At 64.3% G+C, this 16,766-nt stretch carries 17 protein-coding genes; 8 read left to right on the forward strand and 9 right to left on the reverse strand.

What is annotated here, in order from left to right; translation table 11 throughout:
• The first annotated feature begins 663 nt into the window (after positions 1–663).
• Positions 664–1,722, forward strand: coding sequence for a hypothetical protein (locus FAF44_RS05630; protein ID WP_237101928.1), 1,059 nt, complete (start codon positions 664–666; stop codon positions 1,720–1,722).
• Here FAF44_RS05630 and FAF44_RS05635 read toward each other — a convergent pair.
• From FAF44_RS05635 to FAF44_RS56320, 3 genes are all read right to left on the reverse strand, one after another.
• Positions 1,688–2,503 (reverse strand): hypothetical protein, encoded by an 816-nt coding sequence (locus FAF44_RS05635; protein WP_237101929.1) that lies wholly within the window; start codon positions 2,501–2,503, stop codon positions 1,688–1,690. The two genes, FAF44_RS05630 and FAF44_RS05635, sit on opposite strands and share 35 nt — an antisense overlap.
• Before the next feature lie 207 nt (positions 2,504–2,710).
• The gene (locus FAF44_RS05640) at positions 2,711–4,267 is read right to left on the reverse strand and encodes a hypothetical protein (protein ID WP_237101930.1); all 1,557 of its coding nucleotides are present in this window, start codon (positions 4,265–4,267) and stop codon (positions 2,711–2,713) included.
• A 368-nt stretch (positions 4,268–4,635) separates the two neighbouring features.
• Entirely contained in the window at positions 4,636–5,250 is a 615-nt protein-coding gene (locus tag FAF44_RS56320; RefSeq protein WP_368857753.1) for a toll/interleukin-1 receptor domain-containing protein, read from the reverse strand.
• A gap of 719 nt (positions 5,251–5,969) precedes the next feature.
• On the opposite strand from FAF44_RS56320, the gene FAF44_RS05650 reads away from it, so the two are divergent.
• Complete coding sequence (locus FAF44_RS05650) at positions 5,970–6,854, forward strand: IS3 family transposase (protein ID WP_237101931.1); 885 nt, start codon at positions 5,970–5,972, stop codon at positions 6,852–6,854.
• 207 nt (positions 6,855–7,061) lie between these two features.
• On the forward strand, positions 7,062–7,400 hold the full coding sequence (locus FAF44_RS05655) for a hypothetical protein (protein ID WP_237101932.1): 339 nt from the start codon (positions 7,062–7,064) through the stop codon (positions 7,398–7,400).
• An 84-nt stretch (positions 7,401–7,484) separates the two neighbouring features.
• Here the strand turns inward: FAF44_RS05655 and FAF44_RS05660 are convergent, their stop codons facing one another.
• From FAF44_RS05660 to FAF44_RS05670, 3 genes are read right to left on the reverse strand one after another with little or no spacing between them, the layout of a single operon-like run.
• The gene (locus FAF44_RS05660; protein WP_237101933.1) at positions 7,485–7,625 is read right to left on the reverse strand and encodes a hypothetical protein; all 141 of its coding nucleotides are present in this window, start codon (positions 7,623–7,625) and stop codon (positions 7,485–7,487) included.
• The gene (locus tag FAF44_RS05665; protein WP_237101934.1) at positions 7,622–8,272 is read right to left on the reverse strand and encodes a DsbA family oxidoreductase; all 651 of its coding nucleotides are present in this window, start codon (positions 8,270–8,272) and stop codon (positions 7,622–7,624) included. The genes FAF44_RS05660 and FAF44_RS05665 overlap by 4 nt, the downstream gene beginning before the upstream one ends.
• Positions 8,265–9,809: an MDR family MFS transporter gene (locus tag FAF44_RS05670; protein WP_237101935.1), complete on the reverse strand. Its 1,545-nt coding sequence runs from the start codon at positions 9,807–9,809 to the stop codon at positions 8,265–8,267. Before FAF44_RS05670 ends, FAF44_RS05665 begins: the two co-directional genes overlap by 8 nt.
• 161 nt (positions 9,810–9,970) lie before the next feature.
• Here FAF44_RS05670 and FAF44_RS05675 point away from each other — a divergent pair, with 161 nt between their 5' ends.
• Both FAF44_RS05675 and FAF44_RS05680 read left to right on the forward strand, forming a co-directional pair.
• On the forward strand, positions 9,971–10,399 hold the full coding sequence (locus tag FAF44_RS05675; RefSeq protein WP_237101936.1) for a MarR family winged helix-turn-helix transcriptional regulator: 429 nt from the start codon (positions 9,971–9,973) through the stop codon (positions 10,397–10,399).
• A 27-nt stretch (positions 10,400–10,426) separates the two neighbouring features.
• On the forward strand, positions 10,427–11,065 hold the full coding sequence (locus FAF44_RS05680) for a serine hydrolase (protein WP_272894111.1): 639 nt from the start codon (positions 10,427–10,429) through the stop codon (positions 11,063–11,065).
• Positions 11,066–11,279: 214 nt separating this feature from the next.
• Here FAF44_RS05680 and FAF44_RS05685 read toward each other — a convergent pair whose 3' ends face one another.
• Positions 11,280–12,206: an RNA polymerase sigma-70 factor gene (locus FAF44_RS05685; RefSeq protein WP_237101937.1), complete on the reverse strand. Its 927-nt coding sequence runs from the start codon at positions 12,204–12,206 to the stop codon at positions 11,280–11,282.
• A gap of 135 nt (positions 12,207–12,341) precedes the next feature.
• Here FAF44_RS05685 and FAF44_RS05690 point away from each other — a divergent pair, with 135 nt between their 5' ends.
• Positions 12,342–13,187 carry an SDR family NAD(P)-dependent oxidoreductase gene (locus FAF44_RS05690; RefSeq protein WP_237101938.1) on the forward strand — a complete coding sequence of 282 codons (846 nt, stop codon included), beginning with the start codon at positions 12,342–12,344 and terminating at the stop codon, positions 13,185–13,187.
• A 410-nt stretch (positions 13,188–13,597) separates the two neighbouring features.
• The gene (locus FAF44_RS56325; RefSeq protein ID WP_368857754.1) at positions 13,598–13,744 is read left to right on the forward strand and encodes a helix-turn-helix domain-containing protein; all 147 of its coding nucleotides are present in this window, start codon (positions 13,598–13,600) and stop codon (positions 13,742–13,744) included.
• A 49-nt stretch (positions 13,745–13,793) separates the two neighbouring features.
• Here FAF44_RS56325 and FAF44_RS05695 read toward each other — a convergent pair whose 3' ends face one another.
• Positions 13,794–14,600 carry a sigma 54 modulation/S30EA ribosomal C-terminal domain-containing protein gene (locus FAF44_RS05695; RefSeq protein ID WP_237101939.1) on the reverse strand — a complete coding sequence of 269 codons (807 nt, stop codon included), beginning with the start codon at positions 14,598–14,600 and terminating at the stop codon, positions 13,794–13,796.
• A 6-nt stretch (positions 14,601–14,606) separates the two neighbouring features.
• Entirely contained in the window at positions 14,607–14,981 is a 375-nt protein-coding gene (locus FAF44_RS05700; protein WP_237101940.1) for a CBS domain-containing protein, read from the reverse strand.
• A gap of 325 nt (positions 14,982–15,306) precedes the next feature.
• Here FAF44_RS05700 and FAF44_RS05705 point away from each other — a divergent pair, with 325 nt between their 5' ends.
• Complete coding sequence (locus FAF44_RS05705; protein WP_272894090.1) at positions 15,307–16,647, forward strand: phosphoribosyltransferase family protein; 1,341 nt, start codon at positions 15,307–15,309, stop codon at positions 16,645–16,647.
• The last annotated feature ends 119 nt before the right edge of the window (positions 16,648–16,766 follow it).

Here is a 16,766-nt window from a genome sequence, read left to right on the forward strand (position 1 = left end):
AAGGACCTGCGGAAACGCAGGTCCTTCTGCGTTCCGGGGGGTGCCAACCGATGCCGCCGATGGCAAGCATTTGCCCATGATCACGTACCAGACACGTACCGATCATGGGTCGTGGCTTCGTTTGCGCGCCAAGCTCAATGAGTCGGGACAGTGAGTCTGAGCAAGCATCCGCACTAGACAGCAACCGATCATGTCCCACTCGGTGGCAGCGCATGTCGAACTCGCGTTCGTGAGGCCCGCGAAGTACTCCAGGATGACATCCCTAAACCCGTCCCGCCATGATCCGTTCGGATTGACGTATCCGGTGCCGGCGATCTTGCCACCTTCCACGCCCTCGATCGCGGCGGACTCGTGTAGTGCGTGATCTCGGCGTCGGGCAGCTCGATGAGAAGGGACATGCGGACCAGAGATAGTCGCAATGATTACTGTTGCCCGGCTGCAGGCCCACCGTGCCTTGCACAGCTCGTAGATCGTGGTCCGCGTCGGGTGGGAGCAGGAGCACGCTGGCCCGCTCCTCCAGTTGATCAACTCCTCGTTCCCCCACTCGGGGACCTTGAACACCAAGACGTAGGCGACGACGGAGGCAAGGAGTGCCAGGTACACGAAGAACGGCCACCTGCTCCGCCTTGCGAGTCCCCTCATCGGCACCGAAAATCAGGGCTCATGGGCCCACTGATTGCCGTAGTTGGCAGCGCGTCGCCGCAACGCAGCTATGAGCCACCGCTAGCAGACGTTGCCCAGATGATCTCGGCTGCCGAGTCCCTGGGGCGCGAGCTGGCGATCAACAGTTTCAGGATCGCTGTCTTCTCTAGCCACCCCGATTTCATCGAATCTAGCGTGGTCAAGGGCTATATCGGCTCGGGCTCCGCAGAGCTGCGATCCATTGAGGTTCACAGCCGCTTCGGGAAGGAAGCAGATTTCGCCGAGATCATCGCCTTCCGAGACTGCTTCGATGTACGACCGGACCCAGGCGACGACTGGGAGGTTGGTTACTATCGAGCACTGCTGTCTGCTGACGGCGTGCTGATCATCGGAGGAGGCCGTTCGGCATTCACAGCGGGTTTGATCGCCATTTCCCGCGGGATTCCCATCGTCGCGGCAGCCTCACTGGGAGGCGCCGCCCAGCGCGTTTGGCGACGCTTCGCTGAAGCACACGATCTTGTCAGCGACGAAGACGCCTATGCCATGGCCGAAGCTTGGCAGGCTCAGTCCCCCACCCGGCTTGTAGCGTCGCTCAGCCGTCAGTGCGATCTCCGCACATCACGGCTCCAAGAAGCCGAGGCCGAACAACAACGTGCAGGGTGGCGCGCAACGGTAAGTCTCGCGGTGGGAGTGCTGTTCCTACTGCTGGCATTGGCCGCGATCCCGCTGTCCTACTCTCAACCACCGGGAACTGCTCTCGGGATCACCGCGCTGGTAGGTGCCCCTCTTCTCGCAGCAGGCTGTGGCGCGATCATGCGCAACGCCTTCGATGTCGTCAAGAATTGGGTACGTACCGCCGTACTGGGCTCAGCCGCCGGAGCCATCACCGCCCTCCTCTTCCTCGCTGCCCAACTGACCACGACCCCAGACATTCTTACCGCAGAAGGGTCTCGCCGACTCCTCTTCTTCATTCTCCCGATCGGATTCGTGTCAGGTTTGACTTTCGATGCGGTATACAGCCGGCTCAGGGCGCAGGATGTCTCTCTCACTGCGAGTCTGGATCGTTCTCCTCCTGCATAGATTCCTCGTCGACGCCCTCGAGTTCCTCCCATGGAGTATGGATTCCGAACTTACGGCGAATCTCCTCCGCGTGCTCGCTTCGGTCTGCCTTCTCCATGTAGTTGGCCACCCGGTCCACAAAAGTGATCCCCTCGTCGCTGTCCGCAGCCAGGTTCATTCGGGCCATCAAGTTCTCGAGGCAGTCGGCGGCTGTTAAGTCCGTATCGACGTGACCGCCTCCGTTCGCCTTGCGGATAAATTCACCGCGAATTGATTCATCGTCGTTCGCAGCAGCCGATAGTCGCGCAAGGGTATCGATCAGAGCAGCAGCTTGGTCCACCCCTTCTTCTTTCGTTGCCAGCCACCAGACAACTGCGCTTCCGGGGGATTTCAGTACGTCCTCGCCCAAGTACTCGCGCCGATTCTTCTCGTAACGCCGTTGCTCCGCCCAGAGAGCCTCTTGCTTGCGAATCTCGGCCATCTTCTCGAGGCGCTGCACATCCTCTGAAGGCAGCCTTAGAGAGACTTCGCTTGCCATTGCCTCGACCTCACCTGAACGATCGGGTCTCGGCACGCCGAGGGTCACATTCAGTTGTTGCGAAAGGACAGAAACTGTTTCTGGCATCTCCGCTGAGACGATGGTTCGAGCCCGCTGGGTGATGTTCTCGATCGCCAGCGCGGCAGGGTTTGCATGAGCACTGTTTCGGAGCCTCCGCCATCGTACGGTGGCCGAGAACTTGAAAGTGTAATCGCGCAGCGAGCTTGGTAGAGCGACTTCACTGACTTGCACCTCATGGAACACCGTAGTAACGCTCGGCCGATCGTCCCGCGTTCGCGGTTCGCTCCGGGGAACGAGGAACCATATCGCGACAGCGCAGAGGGCGAGCGTCACCATGAGAAGTAATCGAAGCCAGACGGACCATGCTCCGATCTGTGCAAAAACCAACAGCAGGGCGGCAACTACAGCAATGCTCGTCAACGTGACGTTTCTAACGTTCATGGGCCTCCGTTACAGGCCTTGCAGTTCATTGATCTGCCGACAGAAGTGGTTGGCGACCGCCATACGCTCTCGTAGGTGCGTAACCTGGCCCTGGCGCCACCGAACAGTTGTGGCGTAGAGGCGGCTCAAGGCATCATCTTTCCGTGCAGCCGCATCGAGGAGAATGTCCAGGGTGCCTTCATCAAGGCGCGCGTCGCTGACTGCCCCAAGCCATTTCTGGACGTTCTGGCGCCAAGTAGGATGCTCGCTTTGGGTCATGGCCAAATGCCATCCATGAGTCAGCAACAGTCGGAGGCCAGGAGACGAAACGATCGCCGCGCACTCGTCCGGATCCGTGACGTGCAGAAAAATCTCAATGTCGGCCGGCGAGACGACCCGCGCGGAATCCATCCGCGTGATTAGCAGGTGCATAAACTCCCGGCAGAACCAGCGATCCTGGCGGCAGAGTGTACTGATTGCCTCTCTCGCGGCGTCAGAGATTCTTCGGTCCGCCTGCCGGGCGAGATGGCGTAGGCGTATGGCGGCGCTCATCGGGTCGTTCCGCGCAAGCACGTCCGCGCAGACCTCTACCAGCACTTGGCCTCGCTCGGCCGGGAGGTCCTGTTGGATCGCCCATTGTCTGATCTTCCTGCGGATCACGCTGCTATGGCGTGGATCTTCCAGTCCCAACTGCAGGACCCTGACTGCGTCCGGCCAGCGTGCTGCCGAAGCTCCCTTGGCGGACCAGCCTTCCGCCAAGGAGGTGAGATCCGTTGGCCGTCCGGTCCTCAGTGCCTGCTCCGCAAAACGTGTGATGACTCTGTCACGATCGCCGCCACTCAACGTCGATTGGCTGACAACGTCCCCGATCCACTGCCGGAACTGCATGCGCAGACCCGGATAGTTAGACCAGAAGTACGTACGAATCATGGCATCGTAATCAAAGTCTGCAAAGGAGATGCAGCCGCTCGTATCGTCGACAGTTACGTCAAATCCATCCAGCTGCTGTATAAGTCCTTCCTGCTCCAACAGTGGCGTATCGTCGCCAGCCAAATCTACGTGCTCATGAAGTGATCGAGCGGCATCGTAAACCGCATCGGCGTGCGCGTCGTTCAACACCCCTGCAGCCAGGAACAGTACGCGCTCCGATCCCTTCATCTTCGCGGCTCGGTCAGCAACATTCTTGGCGTGTTCCGAAGCAGCCTTAAGAGCGCTCTCAACCCAGTCGCGAATGTCTCCGACACCCTTATTCTTCGCATCACCTATCGACTGCGCGAGTCTATCTATGGCCCTCATGGGCTTGGAGTGAAGTGCTGGATGATCCAGATCGGCGAGCGTAACATCGATACCATCGCAAGCCAGATAACGATGGAGTACCACCTGCGCCGCAGGCTTTTCGATATGGATAATTCGACGACCTAGGTCACCGTGTATCACAGCGCTGATATCGTCCGGAACGGCGACTGCCATGTAGGCGCCGACATCACAGACGTTAGCTTGACGTGCGGCTAATCTGTCATAAAGAGCTGGATACATTTCATCCTTTACGGAGGAGACATCGATCAGGACTCTGTCCCCGGACTGCACCTCGAGACCCCTGTCGTCCTCCGCTGGATCTAAGGGTATTTCTCTATATGGACCCTCCACGCCTGGCAAGTTATGCAGCAGCATCTGGGCTGTGCTGCGCCTACCGCTTCCGGACTGGCCTGCCACCAGGACAACATTCCACTCGCGCAAGCTTATAGCTGCCTCTAGATATTTCTCCGGTTCAATGAATCGGTCATCGAGCCAGTTCAGATCTTTGCGGATAGCAGCGCGAGGTGACCGAACCGGACGCTGCGACTGTGGATCGGAGATGTAAGTCGGTCCGTTGTATACATATTGATTGCCGCTACCGGTATGCGTAGTGCCACTCGGCCTAGTTACTATCGTGCCGATAGCCTCACCCACAATCGTCACCTGCCCCCATCCGGCGGATAACCTTCGTAGCGTATGTGTTGATCCCCACTGCCAGTGTGAATCGGCCCGTTTGCGCCATAGATAATCGTGCCTATGGTTGGACTATCGCGACCTGGTCTTATTTCAGGGCGGCCCTGGTCGACAAGATGTGGGATCAGTTCGGCTAGATCATCTCCGAGGCGGGTCAGGCCGGGAGTTGGGTCGTCTAGGTCGATACGACGGTTTTGCAATGCCGCCAGAGCTGTGAGAGCGTCAGGTAGATCGCGTGTCCGTAACGATGGTGTCCGCCGACCGATAACAACGGGCACTATATGCACCTCATTGGTGAGGGCCTCGATAATTTCCCGGCGAACCCAATCGGACTCATCATCAATCAACCTTTGCCCCTTTGTGGTCGTCCCTGCTAGCCAATTTGGCCCGATAAGTGCCAGTAGTACGCTGCAGTTCCTGACGGCCCCAAGGAGTGCTTCAGAGAATTTCCTGCCTGGCTTGATCGATCTCTTAGCCAAAAAAATCTGAGCTGACCCGAATCGTCTCGATAGCTCACTGTCCAGCAACGCTGCCGCAGCCGCCGTATCATCCGATCGGAAATTGATAAAGATGTCAGCCATTAACTGCGTCCCATCCACGTCGCAGGCAGCAACGCAAAGTAGTCTGGCACAGCGCTGAAGGATGACAAGTAACCCCGCACGGATGTCTCCGTTTCCTCGCAAGACATGGATGCCGTCGCCCTCAACCGAAGCCGTGCCCCTCTGAAGGCAGTACCTACCAGGCGCAGACCAGTCAAATGGCTGGTCTGCGTCTGGTCAATAAGCTTCTCATCCTGAATAGCGGTCAGCTTCGATGGCGCAGAGGCCGAGGAGGGCTTTACCGATCGTCGTCGACCTCCAAGCCAGAACTCTCTCCGAGCGCGCCATCCAGCATGGTGCGCCAGACATGGTCTTGCCCGTGGATACACTTTGCGTAGATCTTCAACAACACCTCCACACTGTGACCCGCCCATTGAGCCACTTGGGTCGCAGGGACACCTGCATTCAGACGTAGTGATACGCCAGCGTGACGGAGATCGTAAGGCCGCTTGGCAAGTTGGGAAGCGGCCAACGCAGGCGTTAGAGCCAGCGCGCGGGCGGTTTTCCAGGTCCGTACGTAGCCGGACTTGTAGAGGGTGCCGCCGCGTTCCGTGCGGAAGAGTCGGCCGTCCTGCGCCACGCCGTGGCGGCGGATGTGGTTGAGGTGCCCAGCAGATTCCGGACAGTCGGCTACATAAGCTGACAGAAGTCTGGAAGAGGTAGGTACGTGACGAGGCGTCGCAGGCAGTTCTCGCCCGACGATGACGCTCGCCAAGTACGAGCTGATCGATGCGGAGAAGGCCCACCATGCGATCGCTCGGATGTGTGTCTGGCTGGACGTGTCCCGCTCGGGCTACTACGAGTGGCGTGAGCGGCCGGCCTCGGCCACCGCGCAACGCCGCGTGTTCCTGGCCGGGCTGGTGGCCGAGGTGTTCGCCAACGCGCACGAGACCTACGGCTACCGGCGGGTGCACGCCGCCCTGCTGCGCGGTGGCGAGCGCTGCTCGGCCGAGTTGGTCCGGGCGTTAATGCGCGAGCAGGGCCTGGTCCCGGCTCAGGTGCGGGCTTTCCGGCCGGTCACCACCGTGCAGGGCGATTTTCGCGGCATCCCCGACCTGAGCAGGCGCGACTTCACCGCCGAGCAACCGGGCACCAAGCTGGTCGGCGACATCACCTACATCTCCACCTGGGAGGGATTCCTCTACTTGGCGACCGTCATCGACTGCCACAGCAAGGCGGTCATCGGCTGGGCCATGGCCGACCACTACCGCACCGAGCTGATCAAGGACGCGGTCCGGATGGCGGCCGGCACCGGCCTGCTCCAGCCCGATGCGGTGTTCCACTCCGACCGCGGCTCGAACTACACCTCAGAGGAGTTTGGCCGCTTCCTGGCCGGTCTGGGCATCCGGCGCTCGGTCGGCCGCACCGGGGTCTGTTACGACAATTCGATGGCCGAATCGTTCTTCAGCGCGATCAAGAACGAGTGGTTGCACCGCTTCGTCTTCACCACCCGAGCCAAGGCGAAACGGCAGGTCATCCGCTACATCGAAGGGTTCTACAACCGGCGGCGCCTGCACTCGGCGCTCGGCTACCGGCCGCCCCTTGAAGTGCTCAACGAGTCCCTTTCGTCCCAAGCAGCCGCATAGGCTACGCCCATAAGACGGCTGTCCGGAATCTCCGTGGCCCCTCAGTGCCAGCCTGCACCGGTCCAGGCGTACGCCGTCGGCCCCGGCGTCAGAGCGCCTGCCAGCCTGGCGGCAAGCGCCCAGGTTCGTACTACCATCCGTTCTCCTGTCTCGCTGGTTTGCGCGAATCGGGGAGGCTAACTTTAAGTAATCAGTCAACTTCGTCAAGTGTTGGCAGGGTATGAAGCGTCCCTGGATGATCCGTTGCAGGCATTTCTGGGCATGCGAATTCGGCATGCCCGCTTCACTCCGAGCCGGGGCGTGTCGGCCGTGGAGTGGGTGATCATCACCGCGGTCATCGCGGGAGTTGCGCTCGGACTGGCGACCGTGATCAAAACCGCGGTGGAGAGCCGTCAGACCGAAATCGTGACCAAGTTGAATGGCGACCAGGCTTTGCTTTCGACTCCTGCCCTGGAAGTTCTCCTCAAGTGGCGGATGCCGGCTGATCTTGTGCGCGCGCGCCCGTTCGGGTCGAGCGACCGGTTGGTCTGGGGAAGGCGGTTTTGAACCGCTCCGACTTTCTTGGAGATGTTGGGGTGTCCCAGGCCCGACGCCACCGCCCCGGATCGGATCGGATCCCAGACGCTGATGTCAGCGCACATCGGCGGAGGACTCATCTTCGGGCTGTTCACCCGCGAACTGCTCACCCTCCGCGATGAGATCATCATTCGCCTCGCCGCCGACCCGCCACCATGGATTCCGGTGAACAGCGTTGGAATCCAACTCGCTCACGCGATGGGGCGGAAGGTGCCGGGGCCCGGTTTCTGGGTCGCCAGGAGGGTCTGGAGTTCGATGACCTCTGGGGTTCCGGAGATGGCGGGTGTGCCGTTGATGACGAGCGTGGGGACCTGGTGGACGCGGAGTCGGGTCGCGCGTTCCTCGTCGGCTCGTACGTCGGCGGCGTAGGCGTCGGTGTCGAGGACTGCACGGGTCACGGGAGCGGGCAGGCCGGCCCGCGTGGCGAGGGTTTGGAGGATCTCGGGGTCGGCGACGTTGACGTTGTCGGTGAGGTGGGCGTGGAAGAGGCGTTCGACCACGATGTCGGCCAGGTCATGGTCGGCGGCCAGGTGGATCAGGCGGTGGGCGTCGAAGGAGTTGACTGGACGGGCGGTGGCGGGGTTCAGGTCCAGCCCCTCGGCTGCTCCCAGCCGCCGGATCCGCTGAAACATCGCGGTGAGGTCCGGTGTGCCCAGGTCGAAGCGTTGCGCCATCATCTCGGTCAAGGTGGCGCCGGGGGTTGATGGCTGGCTGGGACGAAGTTCGAAGCTGCGCCAGGTGACGCGAACTTGATCGAGGTGAGCGAGGGTTCGATCCAGGCGCTTCTTGCCGATGTAGCACCAGGGACACATCACGTCCGACCAGATCTCCACGTCAATCACGGGTCTTCTCCTTGAGGAAGAGAGCGAGGACCAGACCGGCGGCCATAACGCAGCCGACCACGACGAAGACGGTGTTCATCGCGCTGGCCATGCCGTCCAGCACGGGGTGGGCCAGGCGGGCGTCGAGGTGGTCGAGGTAGGAGGTGTCGTTGAGGTCGATGCCCGGTCCGCCGTGCAGGCTCGCTATCAGGTGCTGTGCGCCGGGATCGCTGGTCACCGCAGGGTCGTGCAGTGCGGACTGGAATGCGGGGGTGCTTTCCGTTCGGCGGAGAGCGGCGGCGATGCGGTCCTCGGCCAGCGCGAACAGGATCGACAGGTACAGCGTGGTGCCGGCGGTGCCTCCGATTTGGCGGAAGAAGGTGTACGAAGCGCTGGCCGCGCCCATGGCGCCCGCGGGAGCGGACGCCTGGATGGCGATCAGCATGACTTGGAAGCACAGGCCGATGCCCAGGCCCATGGCGGTGGTGATGAGGCCGGTAAGCCACAAGGACGTGCCGGGAGTCAACCGCGCGAAGGCTAGGGCGCAGACGGTCATGACGGCCAGCCCGAGGACCAGGAGGCCCTTGTAGCGGCCCGTACGGGTGACGAAGGGGCCGCATAGCCGGCCCGCCGCGACGATTCCCAGGGTCTGCGGCAACAGCATCAGTCCCGCCGTGGTCGGGGACAGGCCCTTGACGATCTGCAGGTAGAGCGGCAGGACGCTGAGACCGCCGAACACGCCCATGCCGACGACGACGTTTACCGCGTTGCTCATGGTGAACAGCGGGCTGGCGAACAGCCGCGGCGGCAGCAGCGCCGCATCGCCCATCCGCCGTTCGGTCAGGACGAACCCCAGCAGCCCGGCGACGCCCACACCGATCAGGGCAAGCGTGCGCGGCGATTCCCAGCCCCAGCCGGAGCCCTGCTCGGCCACCACCAGCAGGGGCACCAGTCCGATCAGCAGCGTCACGGCGCCGCCGTAGTCGATGCGGTGATCGGTGCGGGTGTGCGGCAGCCGGTAGAGCGTGACCACGAGCACGAGGGCGACGAGCCCGATCGGCAGGTTGACCAGGAACGCCCAGCGCCAGCCGGCCATGCCCAGGAAGCTGCCCATGCCGGCGAACAGGCCGCCGAGTACGGGGCCGGCGACGCTGGCGATTCCGAACACCGCCCCGAACCATGCCTGGTACTTGCTGCGCCGCTCCGGCGGGAGCATGTCGGCCAGGATCGCGAACGCCAGCGCCATCAGGCCACCGGCGCCGAGCCCCTGCACCGCGCGGAAGGCGGCCAGTTCGTACATCGACTGCGCCGCCGCGCACAGCAGCGAGCCGAGCAGGAACAGCGAGATCGAGACCAGGTAGAGGGGCTTGCGGCCGTAGATATCCGACAGCCGGCCGTACAGCGGAGTGGACACCACCCCGGCGATCAGGTACGCGGTCGTCGCCCAAGCCTGCAGGGTCAGGCCGTTGAGTTGGTCGGCGACGGTCCGCATCACCGCGGCGACGATCATCTGGTCGAGCGCTCCCAGCAGCAGGCCGAGCATCAGCGCCGCCGCCACCGCGGTCACGGCACCGCGGCCGAGCCGCGGCGCGGGCGCCGGTGGGGCAAGGGATTCGGTCATGAGGAGATCTCCATGGCTCGATAGTTAGGTTCCATATATTATGGAACCATACATCTATGAGTTCGTATCATTAGGAACCTGACGGTTAGGATCCGAATATGAGCACCGAGGTCGAGGTGGAGCAGGCGGTCGCCGCGATGTTTGCCGCGTTCCGGCGCAAGCGCGGCCGCGAACAGCAGAGTGGCGGCGGCCTGTCCGGAACTCAGTTGCGCGCGCTCGACGGTCTGGCCGACGCGGGGCGGGCCACCGCCCGGCAATTGGCCGACTATGCCGACGTCACCCCGGCGACTATGACCGGCATGCTGGACGCCCTCGAGAACAGGGGGGTGATCAGACGCGAGCGCAGCCTCACCGACCGGCGCGCCATACAGATCGTGCTGACGGATCAGGGCCGCGAGATGGTCGCGGAGGCGCGCGAACGCTGGCGGCGGCGATGGCAGGAGGCGATGTCGGACGTGCCGTCGGAGGACCTCCAGGCAGCGATCCGGGTCCTCGGCAAGGTCACCGACATGTTCGACCAGATGTAGCGGGACCACAGCGGCCGACCGAGCCGACTGACATCAGGAGATGGCAAGCAGGATTCGCCCGCACCATGGCCGAGGCCGACCAGATCCGCACCGATCTGTCCTACCGTGGTGCGCTGGGCAGCCGGCGGCATCGTCTCCACCGCCGCCGACCTCAACCGTTTCTATTACTTCCTCACCCGCAACGAAGTCGTTCCCGCCTCCCTGCTGGCACAGATGAAGCAGACCGTGCCCGGCCCCGGCCTGGACTACGGCCTGATGAAAGCTCACCCTTCCGTACGGCACCCAGGTCTGGGGACACAAGGGCCACGTCCCGGCTACGCCACCTGCAGCTTCCACAACGACCGGCGCGACCTCACCGTCACCGCCAACGCCCTGTACTCCCGTAACGACGAACGAGGCGGGAATGCCCCGCCCCGTTCGGCTGGTCGTTCACGTCATGGGGGCCGGCCCCCTCAGAGCCTGCTGACGAAGGATTTGGTCGGTGCGGCCGCGACCAAGGATGACCTGGTAAGTGCCGCTGCCGAGTGGTTCGCCTGCGGAAGCAGCGGGCTGCCGATAGCTGAGGTGTTGCCTACGCAACTCGGCGACCAGGAGCCCGTGGTTGTCTGCCTACACGTCCGCGCGCGTGAGCGCCAGTGGTGCTGGAGGGTGAAGCACAGGGGGTGATGGCCGAGCTGGTTGCGCCCCCGCCCTACCGCCTTGCTGGACCTCCGCCCGGCCGACCGCCGCTTCGGTTACCCACTGGGGATGGTGCTACGTGCCGTGGCCGGCGGCTGGCGCATTGCCGAGACCAAGGTTGATTACCTGCTCAGGAAGGGGCGGTCCAAGGGGGCCGGCACCCTGCGCGGAACCATGCGTGCGGTCTTCGACATGCGCCGCGTCATGACGTCTGCTGCCCGCGGCGAGTCTGCTTCTTCTCGCGGATGACCGCATGGGTGTCGGCGACGGGGCCGAGGTGCCCGAGCTTGTCGGGATTGACGATCGAGCGGATGGTCTGGAGACGTCCGTCCAGGATGTCGAGCGTCCAGGTGCTGACGATCCGGCCATCGCGGTCGCGGATGATCGCGCCCGGCTGGCCGTTCACCTCGTGCGCCTCCAGCACCGCGCCGATCTGGGCGAACGGCGGGATGGTGACGGACAGCACCCGGGCGACCTTCGCGACGCCGAAGATGGGGAGCGTACTCCCGATCTTGCCGGCGCCGTCGTTGACCAGCTGGACATCGGCGGCCAGCAGTTTCTGCAGCCCTTCGACGTCCCCCTCACTGAGCGCGTCGAAGAACCGCTCGGCAAGCTGGTCGCGCGACCGGCGATCCGCCTCGAAGCGGGGCCGGCCCGCGTCCATGTGGCGGCGCGCCTGCACCGCGAGCTGGCGGCAGGCCGCCTCCGACCGCTCCACGGCGGAGGCGATCTCCCGGTAGCTGAAGGCGAAAACCTCGCGTAGCACGAAGACCGCACGCTCGAGCGGGCTGAGCCGCTCCAGCAGGATCAGCGCCGCCATCGACACCGAGTCGGCCAGTTCCGCGGACCGCTCCGGGTCCTGGTAGGGGTCGGTGAGCAGCGGTTCGGGGAACCATGGCCCGACGTAGGCCTCGCGCCGGACGCGGGCCGAGCGCAGCACGTCGATCGAGATCCGGGTCACCGTGGCCGACAGGAAGGCCTTGGGCGACTCGGGCTGGGTCGCGGAGCCCTCGTAGCGCAGCCAGGCCTCCTGGACGGCGTCCTCGGCCTCGCTCACACTGCCCAGGATCCGGTAGGCGATCGCGAACAGCAGCGGCCGTAGCTCCTGGAACTCCTCAATGCGGGTCACGCCGACCATTGGTATCACCATAACCGAACAAAACTGACAAGGTGTCGCAGGTCACACTCGGCCGAGCTCACATCCGTGCCGGGCTGTCTCGTCCAGGGGGTTGTAACGGCTGAAACCGGCAACAAGGAGCACACCATGCAGAAGGTCTGGTTCGTCACCGGCTCGTCCCGCGGCCTGGGTCGCAACTTCGTGGAGGCCGCCCTGTCGCGCGGTGACAAGGTCGCCGCCACCGCCCGGAGCACCGCAGGTCTGAAGGAGCTGGTCGACACCTATGGCGACGCGGTGCTCCCGCTGGAGATGGATGTGACCGACAGGGCCGCCGTCTTCGAGAGCGTGAAGCGCGCCAAGGAGCACTTCGGCCGGCTCGACGTCATCGTGAACAACGCCGGCTACGCCCAGGTCGGCGCGGTCGAGGAGCTGACCGAGCAGGAACTGCGCGCCCAGCTCGAGACCAACCTGTTCGGCGCGGTGTGGGTGGTCCAGGCCGCGCTGCCGTACCTGCGCGAGCAGCGCTCGGGGCACATCATCCAGATGTCCTCGGCCGCCGGGGTCATCGCCATGCCGCTCGGCGGCGCCTACCATGCCTCCAAATGGGCTCTGGAGGGCCTGAACGAGGCGCTCGCCGGCGAGGTCGCCGAGTTCGGCGTCAAGGTGACCATCATCGAGCCCGGCGGCTTCGCCACCCGGGACGGCAACAACCCCGACCCGCTCGCCAACGGCCACATGGCCAAGACCGACCCGGCCTACGACGGTCTCCGTCGGCGCCTCGGCGCGATGACAGGGAAGATGCCGGCAGGAGACCCGGCCGCCGCGGCGCAGGCACTTCTGAAGCTCGTCGACTCCGCCAACCCGCCGGTGCGGGTGCTGTTCGGCAAGGGCTTCCACCCACTGATCCAGCAGGCCTACGCTGACCGGCTCAAGACCTGGGCCGACTGGCAGGACCTCTCGATCGAGGCGCACGGCCGGCTCGAAGCTCGCTGACCTCGGTCAGAGGTCGTGCCACTGGCGAGTGGCGGCCAGGTGGTCCGGGCGGCCGACGGCGCTGAGGATGGAGCGGTAGAGACCCGGTCCAGTTCACGGCAGATCATCCAAGGACGGCTCGCCCAGACCGTCCCGGCCCGGTTGCAGCGACCGAAGCCTTTGCCAGCAGGCCCTCAGCCCGTAGCATCACGCTCCGGATACCCCGACAGGCCGTTCTCCTGTCCGACTGTTCGCTGCACGGCCACGTGGCACGAGCGATGTCGTCGGCACACGGCGCAGGGGCGCTGCTCGCCCGGCCTCATGGAAAGCCTCCTGCAGGCCCGCACCGTGCATCACATCTCCGTACGCTCTTTGCACCTCCTCTTTCGGACCGGGGGCAGAGCATCGGCCAGTAGATCCGCGGGCAGAGGCTGGAGCGCTGCCGCGTTGATCTGGCCGACCCGCTGCTGAGCGGCCAGACGGTCGCACAAATCGCGGCGCGCTGGGGATTCCCGGACGCTGCCTCGTTCAGCCGCGCGTTCAAGACCGTCTTTGGCATGCCCCTGCTGAGCCGCTGACACCGCTGTTCTCGAAGACTCTGACGACCTGGACAAAGCCCCTGGCTGATCACCCGCTGGGAATGATGAGGCCGTAGTGGCCGCTGTAACGGTGGTAGGCGAGGCTGCCCCGCCCAGTGCCGGCGTCGGCGAAGAAGACGAACGGCATACCGGTGGTTTCCAGACGCTCGACCGCTTCACTGACGGTGAGGACGGGTGCCGGAACAGAGCTGACCGTGAGTGGGATCGCCACCGGGCCGAGTTTGTGGGGCATGGGAGCGATCTGTGCGAGCCGGTAACCGTCCCGGCTGTGATAGATGACGCTGTCCTGGCCGGTCCCCGCCTCGGTGAACAGGTAGAAGTCGTAGTCGAACTGTTCCATGTCGAAGGCCGCCTCATCGGGCGTTGCCAAAGTCAGCTCGTAGGCCTTGTGCCGGACGATCTCTCGTTCTCCTCCGGCTCGGGGGGAGTAGGGCAGCGGGCGACGGTGCGGACTGGAGCGCCGCCATTCGTGGTCGACGTCCTCTGGACGTCGGCCACGAAGGTTCTCCGCGTCCCTGCCAGTGTGGCGCAGCCGGACCCGGAGCCGGTCGCCGAGCAGCCGGAGGGCTTGGTCCATGGACTGGGCGACCGCCTGAGCGCGGACCAACTGCCCGCTGACGTTGATGTTCGCCTGTGCGGTGCACGGACAGTACACGACTGGATCGGCCGTGGCGCTGAGCTTGACCCGGGCAGAGAGCACCGGCTCGTTAGCGAACGACGTCGCTGCCGCTACCACCTCGCGGGCATAGTCGACCGCGCCGGGAGGAATGGCGTCGCGTGTTTCCACCTGCACCTCGCGGGGGTCAAGCGTTATGGAGGTGTGTCGATCGCTCATGCCGTTTCACGTCCCTTCTGGTGAAGCCGACAGCAAGCAGCAGTTCGTGGGCGAGCCGGGCGGCCTCACGGCCACGGCGGGCGCGGTCATCCGCTGCTCGACCGCGGTCCCAACGGCCTTGCGCTGGCGGTCGGGTCCTTCGTCGGGCAGGCGGGCGCGCAGCGGTGGTTCGTGGCCCTCGGTGTGGCAAGCTCCGTGGCACTCCTCCTTGCGCAGCAGATCCGCCTCAGACGTCACACTTAGAAAACGGTTCTCAACATCAACCACCGGCACGGCGTTCACGCCGTGCACCATGAGCACTTCGGCGATGTCCTTGAACGGCGTGCTGCCGTTGACCGAGACGACTTCGGTGGTCATGATGTCCTGAACTTTGACTCGCATGGCCGCTCATCCCCTCAAGACATCCCTGCCCTCATCCCAGCTCGGGACGCGTCGTCGGTACAGGGCTTACGGCGTCGTTCAGGCACGCCACCCATCCCATGTGTTTCGCGCCGACTGACAACAAGCCGTCGGCGGCGAGGGCGATGGGAGCCGCAGCCGTCCAAGCGGGCAGGTTGTGGCGGCCATGACTCAGCGCGGGTCCATAAAGACTCGGCACGGGTTCATAAAGCAGGACCTCAGGTCCTGCTTCTGCAGTCTCTTACCCCAGATGGTGGTGAGGGGTGTCCTTCACCTTGCAGGAGGGCTTGAGGAGGCGTGAGGCGTCATGTTCGTTGATCGTCATGATGCGGGTGCTCGGCTGGGCCGACGTCTGGCTGGACTCGTCACCGGTGCGGATGTGGTCGTCCTCGGGCTGCCCAGAGGGGGTGTACCTGTGGGATTCGAGGTGGCTCAGGCGCTGGATGCGCCGCTTGATGTGATCGTGGTTCGGAAACTGGGAGTGCCGTTCCAGCCCGAGCTGGGATTCGGTGCCCTCGGAGAGGGTGACGTACATGTGATCAATGCGGATGTCGTCCGGTTGGTGGATGTGACGCGCGAGGAGATGTCCGAGGTGGAGGAGCGTGAGCGGGCCGAGGTACTGCGCCGTGTTCGTCGCTTTCGTGGCGATCGCGCACCGGTCGATCTTGCGGGTCGTACGGCCGTCGTGGTGGACGACGGGATCGCCACAGGCAGCACCGCTCGCGCCGCTTGCCAGGTGGCTCGTGCGCGCGGGGCCGCGAGAGTGATCTTGGCGATCCCTGTCGGTACGCCGGACGCGATTGCGAGCCTGCGTCAGGACGCCGACGAGGTGATCTGTTTGGAGACACCCACCGTTCTTTGGGGCATCGGCACCTGGTACGTCGATTTCACCCAGATCGCCGACGAACGGGTGGTCGAACTGCTCCAGCGGGCCGCACCGCCAGCCGCCGGGGGCGCAGTGCCTCGGGAAGAGCGCACGGTGAAAAGATCTGATCCGCCGGAGCCTGCCGACGAGGTGGCGGTGGACGTTGGTCCTGTCCGGCTGCTGGGGCAACTCGTCGTTCCGGAGCAGGCTGACGGAATAGTGATCTTCGTGCACGGTAGCGGTAGTAGCCGGCACAGCCCGCGTAACCGGTACATGGCCTCGGTGCTCAACCGTGCGGGTCTGGGTACTTTGCTTCTCGACTTGCTTACGGCCGAGGAAGAGTACGAGCGTGGCACTGTGTTCGACATCGAGTTGCTGGCCGGAAGGCTCGCGCAGGTGACGAACTGGCTGAGTGATCAGCCGTGGGCCGCGGTGCTGCCGGTTGGCTATTTCGGGGCCGGCACCGGGGCGGCGGCCGCGCTGTGGGCCGCCGCAGAGCCGGGCAGCAGGGTGGCCGCTGTCGTCTCACGAGGCGGACGGCCAGATCTGGCTGGAGCGCGACTGGCGGCGGTGCGGGCGGCGACGCTGCTGATCGTGGGGGGCTGCGACGAACTGGTGATGGAGCTCAACCAGGCAGCACAAGAGGGGCTGACCTGTGAGAACGGGCTCGAGATCATCCCCGATGCCACACGCCTGTTTGAAGAGCCCGGGGCCCTGGAATCCGTCGCCGACCTGACACGAAACTGGTTCACCGACCATTTCGGCAGGACACGCGTGGGATGAGAGTTCCCCACGCTCGCATCCGCGCCATCGGCGAATGGCGAGTTGCTTGGCCTCTTGGAGGGTGGGCATGCGGGAGGTGATCTGCTCGTGTCCGGGACGGTTGGGCTCCACCGCTGCCA

The organism is Nonomuraea sp. MG754425 (assembly GCF_021699195.1).
In the GTDB taxonomy this organism is placed as follows: Bacteria; Actinomycetota; Actinomycetes; order Streptosporangiales; family Streptosporangiaceae; genus Nonomuraea.

Bases quoted from the DNA above. Each gene is read 5' to 3' on its own strand.
- FAF44_RS05630 (WP_237101928.1), top strand. From the start codon at position 664: ATGGGCCCACTGATTGCCGTAGTTGGCAGCGCGTCGCCGCAACGCAGC.
- FAF44_RS56320 (WP_368857753.1), bottom strand. From the start codon at position 5,250: ATGGCTGACATCTTTATCAATTTCCGATCGGATGATACGGCGGCTGCG.
- FAF44_RS05650 (WP_237101931.1), top strand. From the start codon at position 5,970: ATGACGCTCGCCAAGTACGAGCTGATCGATGCGGAGAAGGCCCACCAT.
- FAF44_RS05675 (WP_237101936.1), top strand. From the start codon at position 9,971: ATGAGCACCGAGGTCGAGGTGGAGCAGGCGGTCGCCGCGATGTTTGCC.
- FAF44_RS05690 (WP_237101938.1), top strand. From the start codon at position 12,342: ATGCAGAAGGTCTGGTTCGTCACCGGCTCGTCCCGCGGCCTGGGTCGC.
- FAF44_RS05695 (WP_237101939.1), bottom strand. From the start codon at position 14,600: ATGAGCGATCGACACACCTCCATAACGCTTGACCCCCGCGAGGTGCAG.
- FAF44_RS05700 (WP_237101940.1), bottom strand. From the start codon at position 14,981: ATGCGAGTCAAAGTTCAGGACATCATGACCACCGAAGTCGTCTCGGTC.
- FAF44_RS05705 (WP_272894090.1), top strand. From the start codon at position 15,307: ATGTTCGTTGATCGTCATGATGCGGGTGCTCGGCTGGGCCGACGTCTG.